This is a genomic window from Roseivirga ehrenbergii, from assembly GCF_001593005.1.
Lineage (GTDB): Bacteria > Bacteroidota > Bacteroidia > Cytophagales > Cyclobacteriaceae > Roseivirga > Roseivirga ehrenbergii.
Genome location: NZ_LQZQ01000002.1, coordinates 324,108 through 342,732, shown reverse-complemented (window position 1 = coordinate 342,732; position 18,625 = coordinate 324,108). Strand labels below are relative to the sequence as shown.

At 40.0% G+C, this 18,625-nt stretch carries 22 protein-coding genes; 9 read left to right on the top strand and 13 right to left on the bottom strand.

From position 1 onward, the window contains the following. Nucleotides 1-86: 86 nt before the first annotated feature. From MB14_RS03430 to MB14_RS03415, 4 genes are all read right to left on the bottom strand, one after another. Nucleotides 87-848 carry a LytR/AlgR family response regulator transcription factor gene (locus MB14_RS03430; protein WP_062588712.1) on the bottom strand — a complete coding sequence of 254 codons (762 nt, stop codon included), beginning with the start codon at nucleotides 846-848 and terminating at the stop codon, nucleotides 87-89. Between the two features lie 17 nt (nucleotides 849-865). Beyond that, entirely contained in the window at nucleotides 866-1,885 is a 1,020-nt protein-coding gene (locus tag MB14_RS03425; RefSeq protein WP_062588710.1) for a sensor histidine kinase, read from the bottom strand. Between the two features lie 10 nt (nucleotides 1,886-1,895). Further along, a complete protein-coding gene (locus MB14_RS03420) occupies nucleotides 1,896-3,191 on the bottom strand; it encodes a hypothetical protein (protein WP_132644059.1) in 1,296 nt (431 codons plus the stop codon). Nucleotides 3,192-3,290: 99 nt separating this feature from the next. Continuing rightward, on the bottom strand, nucleotides 3,291-4,376 hold the full coding sequence (locus MB14_RS03415) for an amidohydrolase family protein (RefSeq protein WP_062588706.1): 1,086 nt from the start codon (nucleotides 4,374-4,376) through the stop codon (nucleotides 3,291-3,293). Nucleotides 4,377-4,557: 181 nt separating this feature from the next. Between MB14_RS03415 and MB14_RS03410 the strand changes: the two genes are divergently transcribed. Then, nucleotides 4,558-5,316: an SDR family NAD(P)-dependent oxidoreductase gene (locus MB14_RS03410; RefSeq protein ID WP_062588704.1), complete on the top strand. Its 759-nt coding sequence runs from the start codon at nucleotides 4,558-4,560 to the stop codon at nucleotides 5,314-5,316. Here the strand turns inward: MB14_RS03410 and MB14_RS03405 are convergent. Genes MB14_RS03405 through MB14_RS03395 form a run of 3 tightly spaced genes read right to left on the bottom strand, consistent with a single transcriptional unit; the run spans nucleotide 5,313 to nucleotide 8,703 of the window. After that, on the bottom strand, nucleotides 5,313-6,644 hold the full coding sequence (locus tag MB14_RS03405; protein WP_062588702.1) for a sensor histidine kinase: 1,332 nt from the start codon (nucleotides 6,642-6,644) through the stop codon (nucleotides 5,313-5,315). The two genes, MB14_RS03410 and MB14_RS03405, sit on opposite strands and share 4 nt — an antisense overlap. A 2-nt stretch (nucleotides 6,645-6,646) precedes the next feature. Further along, on the bottom strand, nucleotides 6,647-7,330 hold the full coding sequence (locus MB14_RS03400; protein ID WP_062588700.1) for a response regulator transcription factor: 684 nt from the start codon (nucleotides 7,328-7,330) through the stop codon (nucleotides 6,647-6,649). Then, nucleotides 7,327-8,703, bottom strand: coding sequence for a hypothetical protein (locus MB14_RS03395; RefSeq protein ID WP_062588699.1), 1,377 nt, complete (start codon nucleotides 8,701-8,703; stop codon nucleotides 7,327-7,329). Before MB14_RS03395 ends, MB14_RS03400 begins: the two co-directional genes overlap by 4 nt. Before the next feature lie 79 nt (nucleotides 8,704-8,782). On the opposite strand from MB14_RS03395, the gene MB14_RS03390 reads away from it, so the two are divergent. After that, the gene (locus MB14_RS03390; protein ID WP_062588698.1) at nucleotides 8,783-9,355 is read left to right on the top strand and encodes a DNA-3-methyladenine glycosylase I; all 573 of its coding nucleotides are present in this window, start codon (nucleotides 8,783-8,785) and stop codon (nucleotides 9,353-9,355) included. 3 nt (nucleotides 9,356-9,358) lie between these two features. On the opposite strand, the gene MB14_RS03385 is transcribed toward MB14_RS03390, so the two are convergent. Beyond that, the gene (locus MB14_RS03385) at nucleotides 9,359-9,826 is read right to left on the bottom strand and encodes a hypothetical protein (RefSeq protein WP_062588697.1); all 468 of its coding nucleotides are present in this window, start codon (nucleotides 9,824-9,826) and stop codon (nucleotides 9,359-9,361) included. Nucleotides 9,827-9,909: 83 nt separating this feature from the next. Here MB14_RS03385 and prfA point away from each other — a divergent pair, with 83 nt between their 5' ends. Then, nucleotides 9,910-10,983, top strand: coding sequence for a peptide chain release factor 1 (gene prfA, locus MB14_RS03380; protein ID WP_062301020.1), 1,074 nt, complete (start codon nucleotides 9,910-9,912; stop codon nucleotides 10,981-10,983). Here prfA and MB14_RS03375 read toward each other — a convergent pair whose 3' ends face one another. Then, entirely contained in the window at nucleotides 10,984-11,196 is a 213-nt protein-coding gene (locus tag MB14_RS03375; RefSeq protein ID WP_053221714.1) for a helix-turn-helix transcriptional regulator, read from the bottom strand. It lies immediately after the preceding gene. 188 nt (nucleotides 11,197-11,384) lie between these two features. Here MB14_RS03375 and MB14_RS18910 point away from each other — a divergent pair, with 188 nt between their 5' ends. Next, nucleotides 11,385-11,522, top strand: coding sequence for a hypothetical protein (locus MB14_RS18910; RefSeq protein ID WP_157716536.1), 138 nt, complete (start codon nucleotides 11,385-11,387; stop codon nucleotides 11,520-11,522). A 68-nt stretch (nucleotides 11,523-11,590) separates the two neighbouring features. Here MB14_RS18910 and MB14_RS03370 read toward each other — a convergent pair whose 3' ends face one another. Then, nucleotides 11,591-13,015, bottom strand: coding sequence for a pyridoxal phosphate-dependent decarboxylase family protein (locus MB14_RS03370; protein WP_062588695.1), 1,425 nt, complete (start codon nucleotides 13,013-13,015; stop codon nucleotides 11,591-11,593). A 116-nt stretch (nucleotides 13,016-13,131) separates the two neighbouring features. Between MB14_RS03370 and MB14_RS03365 the strand changes: the two genes are divergently transcribed. The 5 genes from MB14_RS03365 (at nucleotide 13,132) to MB14_RS03345 (ending at nucleotide 15,607) form a co-directional block, all read left to right on the top strand. Continuing rightward, nucleotides 13,132-13,359 carry a hypothetical protein gene (locus tag MB14_RS03365; RefSeq protein WP_062588693.1) on the top strand — a complete coding sequence of 76 codons (228 nt, stop codon included), beginning with the start codon at nucleotides 13,132-13,134 and terminating at the stop codon, nucleotides 13,357-13,359. Next, nucleotides 13,350-13,646, top strand: coding sequence for a type II toxin-antitoxin system RelE/ParE family toxin (locus MB14_RS03360; protein WP_053221717.1), 297 nt, complete (start codon nucleotides 13,350-13,352; stop codon nucleotides 13,644-13,646). Before MB14_RS03365 ends, MB14_RS03360 begins: the two co-directional genes overlap by 10 nt. A gap of 125 nt (nucleotides 13,647-13,771) precedes the next feature. Beyond that, the gene (locus MB14_RS03355; protein ID WP_062588691.1) at nucleotides 13,772-14,365 is read left to right on the top strand and encodes a LemA family protein; all 594 of its coding nucleotides are present in this window, start codon (nucleotides 13,772-13,774) and stop codon (nucleotides 14,363-14,365) included. Beyond that, complete coding sequence (locus tag MB14_RS03350; RefSeq protein ID WP_062588688.1) at nucleotides 14,365-14,805, top strand: TPM domain-containing protein; 441 nt, start codon at nucleotides 14,365-14,367, stop codon at nucleotides 14,803-14,805. The genes MB14_RS03355 and MB14_RS03350 overlap by 1 nt, the downstream gene beginning before the upstream one ends. Before the next feature lies 1 nt (nucleotide 14,806). Next, nucleotides 14,807-15,607, top strand: a complete 801-nt coding sequence (locus tag MB14_RS03345) for a TPM domain-containing protein (RefSeq protein ID WP_062588687.1) — start codon at nucleotides 14,807-14,809, stop codon at nucleotides 15,605-15,607. 281 nt (nucleotides 15,608-15,888) lie between these two features. Here MB14_RS03345 and MB14_RS03340 read toward each other — a convergent pair whose 3' ends face one another. The 3 genes from MB14_RS03340 to MB14_RS03330 all read right to left on the bottom strand — a co-directional run bounded on the left by MB14_RS03340 (nucleotide 15,889) and on the right by MB14_RS03330 (nucleotide 18,504). Then, a complete protein-coding gene (locus tag MB14_RS03340; RefSeq protein ID WP_062588684.1) occupies nucleotides 15,889-16,635 on the bottom strand; it encodes a LytR/AlgR family response regulator transcription factor in 747 nt (248 codons plus the stop codon). Beyond that, nucleotides 16,632-17,687 (bottom strand): sensor histidine kinase, encoded by a 1,056-nt coding sequence (locus MB14_RS03335; RefSeq protein ID WP_062588682.1) that lies wholly within the window; start codon nucleotides 17,685-17,687, stop codon nucleotides 16,632-16,634. The genes MB14_RS03340 and MB14_RS03335 overlap by 4 nt, the downstream gene beginning before the upstream one ends. 118 nt (nucleotides 17,688-17,805) lie before the next feature. Continuing rightward, nucleotides 17,806-18,504, bottom strand: coding sequence for a LiaF transmembrane domain-containing protein (locus tag MB14_RS03330; protein ID WP_062588680.1), 699 nt, complete (start codon nucleotides 18,502-18,504; stop codon nucleotides 17,806-17,808). Nucleotides 18,505-18,625: the final 121 nt, after the last annotated feature.

Sequence of the window (18,625 nt, the reverse complement as noted above, 5' to 3'; positions counted from 1 at the left end):
TTGAACTCTCCAAAAGCTTTGATTCTAGATTCTGAGAAAAAGATAGCCATTAGGGAATTATGACACCAACTTTTGGAGAGGTGTTTTTAGTTATCTAACCACTGTTTGAAAAGCGGTGTCTTTTCCGAACTCACCACAATGTCTTCATCAATTTCTGGGCTAAGGCTCAGTTTTACTCGGCCTTTAAAGTAAGGGTGAATGTCGCTCACGGCATCGAAATGCACCAAGAATTTACGGTTTACCCTAAAGAACTGTTTTGGGTTGAGCATTTGATCTACTTCTTCAAGCGTGTTATCGATAATATACTTTTGCTTTTCAAAGGTGACGATGTAGGTAAGCTTATTGTGGGTATAGAAATAGGCGATTTTTTCTGTAGGAATGGCACGAATTCGCTGACCAATTTTGGTGAGGAACCGTGATTTATATTCTTTGTTCTGTTCGTTAATTAGCGCTTTGATTTGGTTAAGATCGAACGCTGGAGAAGAAGAAATGGCGGATTGCTCTTCAATTTTTTCTAGGGCTGTGGCCAGCTTTTCGCGCTGAATGGGTTTAAGCAAGTAATCCACACTATTTACTTCAAATGCTTTAATCGCATATTGATTGTATGCTGTTGTAAAGATTACTTTACATTTTGGTTTGTGTTGTTCAAAAATTTCAAAGCTCGTTCCGTCAAGCAACTGAATGTCGCTGACAATGAATTTGGGAGGCTCATTATTTTCGAACCAAAGCAAACCAGCTTCTACCGATCTGATGGTTCCTAAGATTTCCAGTTCAGGTTTGAGTTCTTTTAGCAGTTCAATTAACCTTTCTGATGCCAGCCTTTCGTCTTCGATTATCAGTACTTTCATTCGCTTAGCTTTTAAGGTTAAATTTCAGAAATATTGATGAGAGGAACACGAACGATGAATGAGTTTGGATTCTTAATCACTTCAACTTGTTTTGAAGTAAAGTAGGAATACCTGCGTTTAATGTTTTCTAAACCAGTTTGCCCGCTGTTCGGCAATTCAACTTTCTTTTCCTGCAGGTTATTTTTTACTGAGATATAGCCTTTCTGACTTTCAACATGAATTTTTAATGGGCGTAATTCCGAGATAGTATTGTGCTTAATGGCATTCTCAATAAGCATTTGCAGGGTAAGCGGAGGCAAGTATAAAGCTTCGTCTTTTTTATCTATGGCCATGCTCAGCTGAATGGTGTCTTCAAACCGAATTTCTAACAAATACATATATGCACTTATAAAACTGAGCTCCTGTTTCAACTCCACCAATTCTTCGGAATTGCTTTGAAGAATAATACGATAGACTTCCGCAAACTTTTCCAGATAAGCCTGTGATTGCTTTTGGTCTTTAGAAATGAGTGAAGAAAGAATGTTGAGGTTGTTGAAAAGAAAATGCGGATCTAGGTGATTTTTTAAAGTGTTAAGCTCTGCTTTGATTGATTCTTTCTGAAATTCTTCCGAAGCCAATTGAGCGTTTTTCCAGCGTTTCAAAAACTGAATTCCAAAATTGATTGAAATGATGGGCAGAAGAATTAAAATTGATAATGCGTTGATGGTCGCAATTTGACTTCCAACAGGAGGGTCTTCGGTGAGGGTAATCTTGAACAGAAAATAACTAATGTTGATGATGACTAAAGAGACCAATACACCTATACCCAATTGGGAGTAAAAACGCTTATTGCCGTGGGTAAGCCAAGGCAGTTTTCGGTCTAAGGAAATAGTTAAAGCACGGTTGGCCAACAAAATCAAAAGCAACACCGCAACAATGAGTCCTGCTGTTAGGTAAAGTTCTCGGGGTGCTGAAGTGGCGTATAGAAAAACAAAAACGCCCACCACCAAACTGATGGCAATACTGTTTTGGATGATTTGACCGCGACTAAATTTCAATGTGTTTTACTCAATCAAAGATGATTTCGTCAATTTGTGACCAACGTATGTAAGTTGGTTTGGCGTCTTTCGAAGTAAATATAAGCACTCCATCATTGTCTTCTGACACATCGCGACTTTCTCCCAGTAATAGCTCTTTGCCATTTCTCAGAATGACCATTGAATAGCTGTAATTCTTAGGAATGATGTTTTTGATATTTCTGAACGGGATTTTGTAAACCACTCTGTCATCTTGCCCATCTAAAGTTTCATATTCCCAAGCCTCATCTAAATCATAGGCAATGAGGCCGCTTATTTTTTCACCATCTCGGTTAATTACCGTTCCTCGTAATCCAGTGGAGGGTGGGAATTCACTATAAGAAGGTCCTTGGTTGTTCGATTCAATAATTTCCAGTTCTTCGAAATCGCGCCAAGGAACCACGATTTGACCAATTTCTTTATCGTTGATTAAAACGCCTGAGTTTTCGCTATTTACATCGTTCGAGCCAGTTAAAAAGAATTCTCTTCCCGATTTTAGGGTAACATCTACCCCATTTCGGTTTTTTACAATTTTGGTAATCGACCTGAATGGAATGTTTTTATCGCCATCACGGTCTTTACCATTCAGAATGTCTTCTAAAAAACGCTCATTGTGAGTGTTTTTGCTTGTGCCTTGGTCCCACTGAATAGTTCCTTCAAATACGCCTCTTCTGCCGGCTTTTACTTTTCCGTAAATGGCTTCACCAAAGAGCGATTTCGGTCTTTTACCACTTTCTAAAAACTCAACTTTTTCTATTCTTGCCCAATCTAACTTTACGATACCTAATTCTTCATCGTACACGCTAACGCTTGCGCTAACATCTTCGAAACCACTACCACTTACTTCGACAATTACTCCATTTTTTAACGCCACTTGCGCCCGACTTCTGCCCGTAGGTTTAATGCTTTTAATGTCGCCAAAACGGGTATCGAATTGGTGAGCTGTGCGACTATATTTATCGTCCCAAATGCTCAGTATACCAAGGTCAATGCCTAGCCATGAGCTTCCGCCTTCTTGATCTGAAATCTGTTGTATTTCTTTTTTTGAAAGGAATTTTAAAAAATCGCTTGAGGTTTTTTGTGCATTAAAAAGGTCGACCCAATACACCTCATCACCTCCCCAACGCAAAGCACCTTGGTATTTGTCTCCATTAATGGTGGTCACTTTTCCGTAGAGGTAAATGTTTTTTTCCTGCGACTTGGCTTCAGAAACCATAATCAGCAAACCCACCGCAATGCCAATCCAGAGCATCACCTTTCTCTCAACGTTATGTTGCAGACTACCCATGCAACAAACGTAATTTGAATTGTCGGTAGAAAAAACGTTTCCAGACTGTACTAGCATATTCAAACCCTGAATCGGGAAAAGTGCCACTTCAAATAATTTCTATCTCGGAAAAGCAGAAGCGTCAATACCGGGTACTAAGCGAATTGCATTCTTGTAATAGATCTTTTTTAGCACTTCATCAGACAAGCCGAGGCCGTACATTTTCCAATAGGCGTGGTACTTTTTGTAATAAGGAAAATATTCATCGTTCGTTTCCAGCACTCTAAAATAGGTGGCGTACTCCTCAGGGTTGTAAGCATCTTTTCCAAACAACACGCGGTCCTGATATTTGGTGAGGAAAGCATTTGCCATACGTGGTTGGCGACCTAACTCAGCGATTACCGCTCCAATTTCCACATTCATGTTTGGCATTTCGTCCAATAGTTTCCCTAAATGGGCTAAGTCGTTACCATACCAACCTAAGTGCGCTGCAATAAATTGCGTATTTTTATGCTTTTTGAAAACGTTGTGTTGTTCTTGAATTAGGGTTTCCCAAGGCACGGGATTATCATCTTCTCTTTTTCTATTGGGATGTGTTTTCAACTCCAACCATCTTTCATTTTCAGCGTCAAAAGGTGCCCAAAACTGTTTTGGATCTGCAGTGTGGATAAGTACAGGAATGCCCAACTCGCCACATTTTGCCCAAATCGGGTCAAGCCTTGGGTCGTCCACCGCTACGCGATTACCGTCTATATCTTTTACGGAGAAGCCTAAGCTTTTGAATATTTTAAGTCCCCGTGCACCTTGGTTATAATCCCTTTCTAGTTGGGCAGCGGCCCTTTCTCCCCAGCCTTCTTCGCCTACATTAATAAAATTTACATTGGCGAAAACAATAAAACGTTTGGGTTGATTGGCTTTTATATTTGTGGAGGCGTCTGCAATTGATTTGCCGCTACCACCACTTAGGTTAACCATAAGCCCCATATTGATTCCATCCATTTCGGCTGCAAGTGCATTTAAATCCTGTTCACCCATTCTTCTTTGATGACTATGGATGTCGATAAAAGGAAATTTAGATCGGGTGATCGGGTGTTCAGGAACAACGAGTGTTGATGGTGGATTATAACCCTCAAAGTCCATTGTTTGAGCGGTTATTGTGGTTCCGAAAAATAGACCAATGGAGCAGGCAATCAATTTGATTTTCATGGCTTAAGATAGTTTTTAGCTTAATCGAAGTAGAATATTAAAGGTTTTGCGCTTGTGATCAAAATGAAAACAACTGCTTAAGATAGAATGATTCAGCCTTTTCTAAACCAAGAAATGATTTTGACGGTAAGAAAGAAGCCTAGTTTTTCAATTAATTTGAAAGGAATAAATAGATTGAATCATGGAGGTTTCATTAAAAGGCAAAGTAATATTGGTCACGGGCGGTTCGAGGGGCATTGGCCGCGCCATTTCAAAACAGCTTTCAGACTCTGGCGCTGCAGTGGCTGTTCACTATAATTCAAATAAAGAACAGGCACAATCCATTCTAAAAGAGTTGAATTCCGATAGTCAGCTTTTTCAAGCCAACCTTTCTGATGCATCGGAAACGATAAACTTGTTTAAACAAGTAGTTGAAAAAATGAATGGTTTAGATGTGTTGATTAACAATGCTGGAGTAGCCATTTATTCGGATTTAACAAAAAAGGATGACGACTGGCTAAGCGACTGGCAGTTTACAATGGACGTGAACCTAAGAGCAACAGGACTTCTGTGCAAAAAGGGCATTGAGCATTTCTTGGAGAATGGAGGAGGAAGAATTATCAATATTTCATCTCGCGCTGCTTTTCGTGGAGATACTTCGGATTACTTGGCCTATGCGGCTTCCAAAGGTGGAGTAGTGGCGCTTACGCGTTCGATAGCTCGGGCTTATGGAAAAAATGAAATTAAAGCATTTACCATTGCGCCTGGTTTTGTAAGAACCGACATGGCGCAAGATTTTATGGATCAATATGGCGAAGGGTTTGCCCTGAACGATATTGCATTGAATCAATTGACTGAGCCGAAGGATTTGGCACCCTTGGTTACGTTGATGGCCAGCGGATTAATGGACCATGCAACGGGTTGCACGATTGATGTGAATGCCGCCAGTTATGTGCATTAACTAGTAAATATTATTTCAATAGTAAAGCATATTTTACTTTTTGAAAGTAAAAACTGGTAGTTATGCTTTTCTATCACCTGCTTCGCAATCTGTAATCCAAGCCCCATTCCTTTCTGAAGCGAATCGATATTTTCGGCAATTCCATTTTGAATATGTAAGGTAAGCGCCTCGTTTTGTTCCGAAATTTCCACCGAAACGGGCTGTTTACTTGCTCCATATTTTCGGATGTTATCGAAGAGGTTGACCAATACTCCTTCTAGCTTTTCTCTATCTGCATTTATCGTTAGACCCTCAGGATTGGCATTGATGGAAAGCTTGATGTCGAAATTCTTGGTGGATAAAGTCGGGCGCATTCTTTCCAACATGTCGTAAATCAAATCGTCTAATCTGAAATTGGATTTGCGTAACACTAGCGTTTCAGATTTGAGCTGACTCATCAGTAGAAAATCTTGGACAATGTTTTTGAGCCTAATCACTTCTTCGCGTAAGCTATTGAGAGTATCCTGGCTTAGTTCTTTTTCAGACGAACCCATTCGGTACTCCAATTCCGACTGCATATTGGCCAAAGGCGTTCGCAGTTCGTGGGCGGCCATGGCAAAAAACTGATTCTGGCTACGAATAGAAGTTTCAATTCTTGAAATCATTTCGTTCATCGTAGCCGAAAGCTGAGTGATTTCGTCATTGGCAGAAGAAACGGGTAAACGATCCATTTGAGGCGAGGCCTTTACACTTTGAGCCTTGGCAATTAATTTTTGTAGTGGGGCTAAAGTGAAATGAGCAATTAAAACGGCAGCGATAAATGCAATTAGCGCGGCACCAAAGTTGGCAAAAATCAACCTGGACTTTAAGGCTGAAATTTCATCATAGACAACTTGATTGTTTTTGGCCAGCACCAAACTGATTTGCGCACTAGTGCTTTCATCCAAAGGTCTTCGAGCAATGCAATAAGTGAACGAATCGATCTTGATGAATTCCATCAGCGAAACCTGCTCGTCTGAGGTGGGTTGTTCTATTTCAATAAAAACAGAAGAGAATATTTCGGGGAAATCGGGCCGCTCATACACCATTTGGCTTTCGAACATGTTGCCAAACCATAGTTGAATGGGCTGGTCTTCTTGCGTAACGGGGATTTGTGTCAGCTCATCATCCACCCCGTTTAAAATACTTAGAGCTTCAACTTTTCCACTATTCTGAAAAGCATTGATGAGGCTGTTTCGGATGGATTGAAAAAGGGAATAGTTAAAGGCGAGCGAAATGCCGAAAAAGACAACGAAGAAGGCCGCAGCAATCTTAAACCGAATACTTTTAAAAAATTGAATCTGCGGCAAGCTTAACTTTTTACGAGTTCACCTTGAATTTTATAGCCGTAACCTACTTGTGTTTCAATCAGCTTGGGCTCAAAATCAAAGTCTATTTTTTTTCTGAGTTGATGCATATGCACTTCTACCACATTGCTTCCTCGATCGAAATTAATGTTCCAGATTTTCTGGGTAATCTCTGATTTAGAAAGCACGCGATTGGTGTTGCTCAACAGCAGTTCTAAGATAGAGAACTCTCGCTTACTTAACTCGATTAATTGATCGGCTCGGGTTACTTCGCGCTTGATTAAATCTACTTTAAGGTCTTTTACCTGAAGAATTGAAGCCCGTGTTGAGCCGAATTTCCTTTGCACATTTCTTACCCTGGCCTTTAACTCTTCAAAATCGAAAGGCTTTTTTACGTAATCAATCGCACCTAAATCCAGCCCCTTGATTACGTGTTCACTTTCATTCAAAGCACTCATAAAAATGATGGGCGTATGAATGGAAAACTCACGCATGTTTTTCAATACTTCAAAACCACTTTGCCCAGGCAGCATAATGTCTAAAAGAATCAGGTCGAAATCGTTGGTGGCTGCGGTTTCTAATGCTTCGCTGCCATTGGTTTCATGCGCAACGGAATAGCCTTCCTCTTCTAAGCCTTTTACTAAAAAATTACCCAGCTTAACTTCGTCTTCAATCAACAGAATTTTCATAGGGAGCGAGTAAGGTTTACTTGGTCTTTAAAAGTTGTTCCGTCTACAGTGATTTTGGAAGGGATAAAAATACTGTAGCCCAATTTATTAATTTCTCCCTCAAGCCCTTTTCTTTTCCAACCTTCGATTTTAATCGTTTTGCCCTCTTTAATTAGGTTTGAAATAGAAGAAGCGATTCGGGTACTAATCTTAATGTAAGACTTGTCATCTAAAACCACGCCTCTTAATACATCATCTTTATTTACTCGCTCCAAGTCAATGCTGGTTATCACTCCATTTACTTCTTCAGACTCAGTTTCGTAATTTTCTCTTCCTTGGGCAAAACCGTATAAACGGAGGGTGTCCTTATTTGTACATAAGGCATAAAGAAAATTATAGTGTTCACTACGGAAATAGCCATTGTTTGTGCGGTTACGATAGAAAAGTGAAAGCTCTTCGTTTTTGTGGTTCTGAATGAAAGAATCAATTGCTTTTGCATCGTTTTCACTAAACCTATAAGTAACCTTTTCACTGTCTGATTTCGTTTCCAAATAAGAAATTAGCCCAAGTTCATTCGGAACAAGGTCATTTGCAATGCCTGTTTTATGATCTAAGAACATAGAAATTTGTCCGAAAGAAGGCATTATAGAACTTCCATACTTTGTGCCAATGATCATTCCATGAGCCATTTCTAGGGTGTTCTTAGTTTTTACTACAGAACCAGCAATATAGTTTTTAACTGGGCGAACATAGCTTACAAAAGCTGATTCAATATGATCGTCATTGTTTGATATAGACTTTTTGGCGAGCAAACTATCTCCGTTTTCCAAAAACAGTAAATATTCACGTCCTTTAATTTTTGCGCTACTTAATACTTTAGCCGCTATCACTGTTTCAAAAGTTTGACTATTTCTTAAACCTGTTTTATTTGCTTCAATACTGTTTCGTTCGATTAAAAAAACTTCTTTTTTCGTTCTCACTTCTAGTAAAGAACCTATTCCTGAAATCTTTTTACTCAGCTCTTTTTCTGCTTTTCTTGTAGAAGTGGTTTTATAGGGAGCTTTTTCTAAAAACTCTTGGTCTCCACTTACTTTAATCTCAACAGTTTCCTTTAAAGCAATAAGAGGTTTCATCATTGCCCCATTTTCAGCCGGGAAGGTTAGGCTTAATAAGTCTCCATTTTCTTTTTGGAAAACAGTACCAATTAAATAACTTTCTATAGTCCTATCACCATAAATGGATTTGATAAACTTTCCACGGTAGGTTACCTCTATATGCTTAGACTTATCATTAAAGCGTTTTGCATAATCAAGCATTTTAGAAGGAATTTCTTGACCCACTATTGGAATAGAAAGTAGTAAAGCGAATAACAAAAAAGTAAACCGATTTTTCATAACCTTAATTTTCTTCGAACCTAAAACACTCTTATTAAAACTAGCTTAAATTCAGATTAATATTCCTTAATTTCATAATATGGAAAAACGCTGCACTTGGTGCGAAAACACCTTTGAAGAATACGAGAAATACCACGATGAGGAATGGGGCGTGCCTGTGCATGACGATAAAACGCATTTCGAGTTTTTAACTTTAGAAGGTGCACAAGCAGGTTTAAGTTGGTCAACCATTCTTAAAAAGCGAGACGGCTATCGTCAGCTATTTGCTGATTTTAATGTGGAGGCCGTTGCGGAATTTACTCCAGCTGAAGTAGAAATTATACTTCAAAACCCCGCCATTATTCGAAACCGACTAAAGGTGGCTGGAACGGTGATTAATGCCCAGAAATTTATAGCAGTGCAAAAAGAGTTCGGTTCTTTCGACAAATACGTATGGTCTTTTGTAGGCGGAAAGCCCATTGTGAATTCTTGGGAAAGCATGAAGCAAGTGCCTGCCACTACCCCTGAGTCGGATGCACTGAGTAAGGATTTGAAAAAGCGAGGTTTTAAATTTGTTGGCAGTACAATAATGTACGCCTATATGCAGGCCTGCGGCTTGGTAATGGATCATACCACAGACTGTTTTAGATACAAGGCGCTAAGCGAAAAATAGCCTTTATTGGGAAACGCTCAAAACAATCGTTTTACGCGGAATTTTTATGTACCACATTCCCACTTCTTTGCCTTCTGCTACCATAGCAGATGAATACAACACAAATTGAGTGTCTTCCATAAACTGCACGTTTGCAGGCGATTTAATGTGGTTTTGACTATTGTATTGATAGGCTTCATAAATGGCTTTTCCTTTTCCCTCTAAGCTATTTTCTTCATTGAAAGGAAAACCTCTTACTTCAATATTTTCTGATTCGACTGCTGTCCAGACTACTTTTTCTTCTTCAAGATTTACCTTGAGTTTAGCGGAAATACTATCACCTATATCCTTAGCTTTTTCAATGATTTGCACATCCGACACCACCTGAATTTCCTGGCTTTTCATGTCTTGAAGCGCCTTTTTTGTATCTACCTTTTGGTTAGAACAGTTGAAAGCCAAAAGAGCGAGAATTACGATGCTAAGCTTTTTCATGAAATAAAATATTTACTCAGTTGGGTGTAAAATTAACAGCCTTGTCAATTGTTTGTTAATTTTGTGGATTAATTCGCATAAATATGATTGACAAGCTAGAGACACTCAAAGCACGATTCGAAGAAGTAGGTCAGCTCCTTGTACAGCCTGATGCCATGACAGACATGAAGCATTACTCTAAACTGAACAAGGAATACAAGGACTTAGAGAAGATTGTGACGGTCTATGATGAGTATATCAATGTGAATGAAAATATTGAGTCTTCTAAAGAACTTCTGAAAACTGAAAAAGATGAAGAGTTTCGTGAGATGGCCAAAATGGAAATCAGTGAACTGTCTGAGCGAAAAGAGGAAATAGAAGAAGAGCTAAAAGTAATGCTTATCCCTAAAGACCCTGATGACTCTAAGGATGTAATCATGGAAATTAGAGCAGGTGCTGGTGGTGATGAAGCTGCAATTTTTGCTGGTGATTTATACCGAATGTATGACAGGTACATTGAAAGCAAAGGCTGGAAGAAGGAACTCATCAATGTAAACGAGGCGGCTTCTGGTGGTTTTAAAGAAATCACTTTTGGCGTTTCTGGTGAAGATGTTTACGGAGCGTTAAAATTTGAATCGGGCGTTCACCGTGTGCAACGTGTTCCTGTAACCGAGTCGCAAGGGCGAGTACATACTTCAGCTGCTTCAGTAGCAGTTTTACCCGAAGTGGAAGATGTGGATGTTCACCTCGATATGAAAGATGTTCGAAAAGACACCTATCGTTCGTCAGGTGCGGGTGGTCAGCACGTAAACAAAACGGAATCCGCTGTTCGACTGACGCACATACCTACGGGTATTGTGGTAGAATGCCAAGATGGGCGTTCCCAACATAAAAACTTCGATAAGGCACTGAGCGTTTTGCGCTCACGTATGTACGAAATTGAGTTGAAAAAGCAGGAAGACGAACAGGCAGGAAAACGTAAATCTTTAGTAGGCAGTGCCGATAGGTCCGATAAAATTAGAACTTACAACTATCCTCAGGGCCGTGTTACAGATCACAGAATTGGTTATTCTCAACACAATTTACCGACCGTAATGGATGGCGAAATTGGCGAGTTTGTAGAACGTTTAAGAATGGCCGAAGCCTCTGAAAAAATGGCCCAAGACAGTATGGTTTAATTACTTAGCTTGGTAATCCATTGGTTCAAGCTCGAACAATCGGTTTACTGTAGTATTGAAAATCTCAGAAATTTTAAGGGCCAGAGTGGTAGATGGCGTGTATTTACCGCGCTCAATGGCATTGATGCTTTGTCGCGATACTCCTGCAAGGCTGGCCAATTGTTCCTGAGTTATTTTTTTTCGCTTGCGCTCTTCGCGGAGTGTGTTTTTCATTTTGATTCCAATTCTCACGTAAAACTAGAACGATCAGCCCTTTGAACGGCCTTTTAATTAGTTAAGTTTATATTACATTTTTGTTCCTAAAACGAACAGAATGTTACAAGCCTGTTAAAAATTCGTGAACAGTTTCTTAACATTGGCATTTTGATTTATCTTTGCCCCCCATAATAAAAGAAGAAACTATGTTATTCGACCCACCAATTGCTTCTGGAGCAAATACCTTTCTTTGGATTGTTGTTGTCCTTATCGGATTTGTTGCTGCTTTAAGCCAGCATGATGCCCTATTTAAAGGAAAGAAGAAGAAAGAAGGAGAGCACTAAGTCTATTCCTCTCCATTTCTTTATTGCATAGGTCAACTTAAAATTGGCCTTTAACCACAACCTTCTGGCTAGTATTTGCTGGCCAAAACTTCTTTTGCTTTTTCTTGAATTAAAGCCCAAGCGTTTTCTACATGTTTGGCTTCAAGGTTTGTATTTCCAAAGGCCAGTCGTAACGAAAACTTATTGTTCAATTTGGTTTGGGCAAAAAAGAGCTTTCCAGTAGCATTCACCCTGTTCATTATTTCTTCATTCAAACTATCCAGTTTGTCCTCGCTAATATTTGGAGCGAACCTAAAGCATACCGTATTTAGCGGAACTGGCGCTAAAAGCTCAAAATCAGGGTGCTTTTCAATTTCGGTTTTCAGCCATTGACCAAGTGCAATATGCTTTCTGATTTTGGCTTGAATGCCTTCAACACCCATTTCGCGAATTACAAACCAGAGTTTGAGTGCTCGGAATCTTCTCCCTAAAGGCACGCCCCAATCACGGTAATTTTTTACCTCATCGTCTACTGAGGTTTTTAAGTAATCGGGTGAAATAGCGAAGGTATTGATTAAGGCACGAGGGTCTTTTACGTAATAAGCCGTGCAGTCAAAATTGGTGAACATCCATTTATGTGGGTTGAAAACGAAGGAATCTGCCAATTCAACACCCTCTGCCATCCAACGCATTTCAGGTAATACCAAAGCGGTGCCTGCATAAGCCGCGTCTACATGATGCCAAATATCATACTTCTGGCAAATTTTGCTAATGGCCATTATTGGGTCGATGGCCGTTGTGCTGGTGGTGCCTATGGCAGACACTACACAAAGTGGCTTTCTTCCTTCAGCAATATCTTTTTCTATCAATTTTTCTAAATGCGCTGGGTCTAAAGCAAAGGCATCATCTACATTTACCTTGCGAAGATTATTCGAACCTATGCCTGCAATTTTTACTGCCTTATCAATGGAAGAATGAATTTGGTTTGAAGCGTACACTATGTATTTCTCCGCTCCAGAGAAGCCTTCTTCATTCACTTTATAACCCGAAGCTTTTTCTCGCGCAGTAAGAATGGCACAAAGCGTAGCGGTAGAAGCCGTATCTTGAATTACACCAGTAAAATGCTTTGGCAAGGCCAGCATTTCTTTCATCCACTCCATCATTTGTTCTTCAAGCTCGGCTGCGGCAGGCGAGGTAAGCCAAATCATGCATTGCGCACCTAAAGTAGCAGTGAGCATTTCGCCCAAAATGGAAGGCATACTTTTATTGCCTGGGAAGTAAGCCATAAAATTGGGGCTCTCCCAGTGGGTCATTCCTGGCACAATTTGTTGCTTGAAATCGGCAAAAATGGCCTCAAATTGCTCCGACTGCTCGGGAGGGAGTTTCGGAAACTGTTTTTTTATATCGCCCGGCTTTACATTGGGTAAAACAGGATATTCCTCTACATTTTGTAGGTAATCGGCCATCCAGTCCACAAGGCTGTGGGCGTGTTTTCTAAAAGAATCGTTATCCATTATTTTATTGCTTTCTACTCAATATTGAATGTGACCAAAGATAACTGAAGATACTTAATGGAATCGGCTTCAAACTTTCGATTTACTATTTTCCATAGAATTCGTTACTTTGATGTATGGATATTCAGGCGGAAAAATTAAGGTTGATTGAATGGCTGGCTAGTTTGAGGGATTCGAATACTATTTCTGAGTTAGTGGCTTTTAAAAAATCTAAAGAAATAGATTGGTGGGATGAAATTAGTGAGGATGAAAAGTCTGAAATAAACGAAGGTATGGCGCAGGCTGACAAAGGAGAGCTAATACCACATGATAAGGTAATGTCTAAATACGACAAATGGCGTTAGAGATAGTTTGGACAAAGCGCGCAATTGCTGGCTTCGATAATACCATTAAATATTTAGAGAAGAACTTTACTGATAAGGAAGTAAAACGCTTTGTTAAACAATCCACAGAATTTTTTGAGTTGCTTAAACTCTATCCAGAAATGCTTGAAAAAACGGAAAAGCAAGAAAACGTTTATCGAGGCCCAATTAATAAATACACCATACTCACTTACAGGCTAGTTAAGAAAACGAATCAAATACAACTTATCAATATTCGTTCGGCAAGAAGAAAACCATTGAAAGGATAATCTTTAACTATTACAGCGATCACAACTCTGTTTTCAATACGTTTATCCGCCATATTGTCCGAAAACAAAGTTAGCATATATCTTGCAGGCCTAAGAACGTACTTTAATCTAAAGCACTAAAAATTATGAAAACGAAATGGATTGTTTTAATCGTTGTTGCTCTTGTGGTCATCATCGGTTACTCTACTTTTAAAGGATCTTATAACGGAATGGTTCAACGCGAAGAAAGCATCAGTGGTGCTTGGGCGCAAGTTGAAAACCAATATCAAAGAAGGTCAGACCTTATCCCCAACTTAGTAAACACTGTAAAAGGCTATGCCGATTTTGAGCAAGAAACTTTAACAGGTGTTATTGAAGCGAGGGCCAAAGCTACTTCGGTTAGCATCAACCCAGAAAACTTAAGCCCAGATGCCATTGCCCAATTTGAGCAAGCACAACAAGGCGTGAGTTCAGCTTTGAGCAGACTTTTAGTAACGGTAGAACGTTACCCTGATTTAAAGGCTAGCACACAGTTTAGCCAGCTTCAAGTTCAATTAGAAGGAACAGAAAATAGAATTGCTGTAGAAAGAAGAAATTTCAACACAGCGGTTCAAGGATACAATACTTTCATCAAAACCTTCCCTAAAAACATCATTGCGGGTATGTTTGGCTTTGAGCAGAAAGGATACTTTGAGTCAAAGCCAGGGTCTGATGTAGCACCAGAAGTAACTTTTGACTAATGGCCGAGGATTTATTCAGTAGCGACCAGAAAAAGAGAATCAAAGCGGCAATTCAGGAAGCTGAATTGAACACCAGCGGAGAGGTTCGAGTACATTTAGAAAACCATTGCAAAACGGAAAATGTACTCGATAGAGCCTCCCAAATGTTTTCTAAGTTGCAAATGCATAAAACGGATGCTAGAAATGGCGTATTGATTTACATGGCGGTGAAAGATCACCGCTTTGCCATTATTGGTGATGCCGGCATTAATCAAAAAGTGGGGGACGATTTTTGGGATGCCACCAAGGATAAAATGTTGGCCCATTTCAAAAACGGGAATCTTACTATGGGTTTGGTGGAAGGAATCCTATGTGCGGGAGAAAAGCTTAAAGAGCATTTCCCTTACCAAAAGGACGACAAAAACGAACTGTCAGATGATATCTCATTCGGAAAAAACTAATATGCGATACTTACTTACGATAGCCTTAATCTTCAGCCAAGCACTTGCTTTTGCGCAGGGAATCCCAGAGAAACCCAGCCAAAAGCGATTAGTGAATGACTTTACGGGCACAACCTTATCGACCGCTGAGGCCAATGCGCTTGAGCAAAAGCTTTTGAATTACGAGGACACCACTTCAACTCAAGTGTCAATTCTGATTGTAGAGTCACTGGGTGGATACGAGGTAGTAGATTTCGCACAGCAAACAGCCGAAAAATGGGGTGTTGGCCAAGCGAATAAAGATAATGGGATCTTTATAGTTGTATCCATTAATGATAGAAAAGCGGCCATCGTAACAGGCTACGGTATGGAAGGTGCTATTACCGATGCTGCTACTTATACCATTCGTGAAGACTATATGAATCCACGTTTTAGAGAAGGCAACTTCTATCAAGGTTTGGACGATGCGACAACCGTTATTTTCAAACTGGCTTCTGGCGAATATACTTCTGATGATGTAGCGAGCGGAAGAACTGGTGATGGCGGTGGTGGTTTTCCATTCTTCACGCTGGTTATTCTTTTCTTCTTTATCATTCCGGCTTTGGTGGGAAAAAGAAGAGGTAATAGTCATGGTTCGCGAGGTATTCCATGGTGGGCTTGGCTTATGATGGGCAGTGGTGGAGGAAACCATAACGACAAATGGGACAATTTCCGTGGAGGCGGAGGCTCATTTGGCGGAGGCTCTGGCTTCGGTGGCGGAGGCGGCTTTGGCGGTTTCGGAGGTGGAAGCTTCGGAGGAGGCGGTTCTGGCGGAAGTTGGTAAACTTAATTCACTTAAAAAGATATTTGAACCCCTTTCAAGAAATTGGAAGGGGTTTTTTTGTTTGAAAAATTGGTTTTGAAAGGCATATTCAGATTGTTCACCTCCCAACCCTCCTCAAGGAGGGACTGCTATGAGAGTTGACAAAAAAGGTGGAACACAAAAGTATCAACTGAATCTGATTTAATTATTCCCCGCTGGCGGGGGCAGTGGCTGGACTTTCTTGTCCTAAAATAGGTTGAAAAGCTTAAAACGGTACATCTACACCTCAACACACAAACACCTCAATACTTCAACACCTCTTTCAACTTACTGTGGCCGCTGCGGCTTACGGGCAATTGAGCGCCTGTTTTTAGGCTGAGTAAATAAGAGTCCTTTTCGTAGAGCTCCAGTTTTTCAATGTGCTTAATGGAAACGATGTGAGAACGATGGACGCGAATAAAATCACCAGAAGGTAGATTATCTTCCAGGTGCTTCATTCGCATCAATTTCAAAAATTTACCTTGGTCCGAATGAATGGCTACGTAATCATCTTGTGCCTCAAAATGTGCAATTTGGTCCAAGCCTAGGATATGGATTTTGTTGCCAGTTTTCACCACCAAACGATCAATACCTTCCGAAAGCTCTTCACGTTTTTCTGTTAAGGATTCAATTTCTTTTTGGGCAGAAGTTTTGGTTTGAATTTTATCAATTGCCTTTTGTACCGCTCCTTTAAAACGCTCTTCGGCATAAGGCTTTAGTAAATAATCGGTGGCATTCAGTTCAAAAGCTTTGATTGCATATTGATCGAAAGCGGTGCTGAAGATGACCACTGGAGGGTTTTCAATTAACTCTAGCATTTCAAAACCCGTGATTTTGGGCATTTGAATGTCCAGAAAAAGCAAATCAGGTTCGTGTTCCTGAATGGCCTTTAAACCCTGAAAACCATCACCACATTCTGCAATCACTTCCACTTGAGCAAAGTTTTGCAAATAGGCCTTGATAATATCGCGGGCTAATTTTTCATCGTCAACTATTATGGCTTTGATCATTTTTCGCTGGGTTGAGGAATGTCCAAACGGACGGTAAATAGATTTTCGTTGGTTTCGGTAAACACCAATTTCGGTACACCGTAGATGACGCGCAAACGTTCGCGCACATTTTTAAGCCCAATACCTTTGCCTTTTTTGCTCACGGCTTTCGGGTCGAACTCGTTGGTCATGGAAAGGCGAAGAATGCCATTTTCGGTTTTTGCTGTTACCCGAATGGTCACATCTTCTAAACTTTCGTAAATGCCATGCTTAACAGCGTTTTCAATTAACGGCTGTAATATCAGGTTGGGTAAAGTGAGGTTTAAAGCGTCAATTTCAATTTGAGTTTCTACTTGAAGTCGATCGCCAAAACGGACTTTCTCTATTTCTAGGTAGAGCATCAGATTGGCCATTTCTTCTTCCAAAGTATTCAGCTGATGGTTTTCCTTACCTAAGGAATAGCGAAGAAAATCAGAAAGCTTTACCACCATTTCGCGTGCTTGGTTTGGAGCAGTTATGGTCAGCGATGCGATGGAGTTAAGGCTATTAAAAATAAAGTGCGGATTGATCTGTGACTTCAGCATCTCCAACTCCGACTCCTTGAGCATGGTTTCAAGCTGGGCTTGCTGTTGGCCTCTATCCCTTAAATCATCATAATATTTTATAAGGTGATAGACTAAAATAAGCACCGCGTAATAGAGCAAACCTAAACCCGACCGCCAAACGATAGAGCTATTCAGATAAATCAACGATTCCTCAGTTTGTGGTAATATGTTTTTTAAAACTGTTATTGTAATAAAAACCCCAGCGGCTACTGAAAGTGCTGCTGCGGCCAAATGACTTACAATAAGGTTGAGAATTTGGGAAGAATCAAATGAATTATAACGTACTACAAACCAAAAGGCGAGGCCTAAACAATAGAAAGTACCGTTAAAAATGAAGCTATCAATGTTTGCCTCTTTTGTACTGAAATCGTAAAAATACCTTAGCGCCAGCCCAAATAGAATGGCAATGAATAACCACGCTGCGGTATAAAAAATAATGCCTTTGTTCTTTATAAAAGGGTGATTCATAGAAATCTAAACGAAACGAAAATTAGCGATTTCTTTTAAGGCTTTGGTAAAAAATAAAAAGAGTATTGAATCAAGAGCGACCAACTCTAACTCAATACTCTAGATTTAAGCTACCGTTTTACCTTACTTCGCCTCCACCAAAAAGCACCAATCCTTTTACTACTAGTTCTTTTCCGTTGTTGGCTTCGTTTTCGGTGATTACCTTTCTTTCGTCTGAAAAGCCACCAAAAATTGCAGTTACCTGTACTTTCACATTCATGTCGGACGGAACTCTAATTTCAGTTCCGCCAAACAATACAAATACATCCAAAATATTCGTGCCGCTGGCAAGTTCTGCGTTTAGAAGGTTCAAGTCGGTTCCACCAAAAATGGTAGTCAACTTTCCTCCTCTAAACTGTTTCGAGGTAACTTTTCTTTCTGCTCCACAAAAAATCGCGATTTCATCTACGCCATCTATTTCTGACTCAGTATTTTTTTTTTCACTAGAACCGTCTTTATCTATCCCCCTTCTGAAAAGAAGCGACCCACCGATAATGATGAAGATAACAGGCCAGAATTCGAAGATGTCTCTAAAGTCAAGATAGTATACATCTCTTATTAAGAAGGCGGCTCCTATGGCTACCAACGTTAAGCCCAAACCTACTTTTTCTCTTACTGTGGCAATTAAAATACCGATAAGAATTAGAATTGAATACCATTCGGTAAAGTACCAAGGAAGACGAATGTTAAGGACACCAATGTTATCTAAAGTCCAAAGAGAACCGATGACAAGAAATAGCGCTCCGACTATGTACCTTTTACTAGCTGACTGTGACATAATTTTTTTAGTTAAATGCAGGCAGAAAAAGTTCTGCCTGCTGTGGTTGTTGTTTTGAGTAATTGTTGTTGTTTAATTGACCAGTGTTTTTTGACCTTTGGGCTTGAAACACATTCAAATG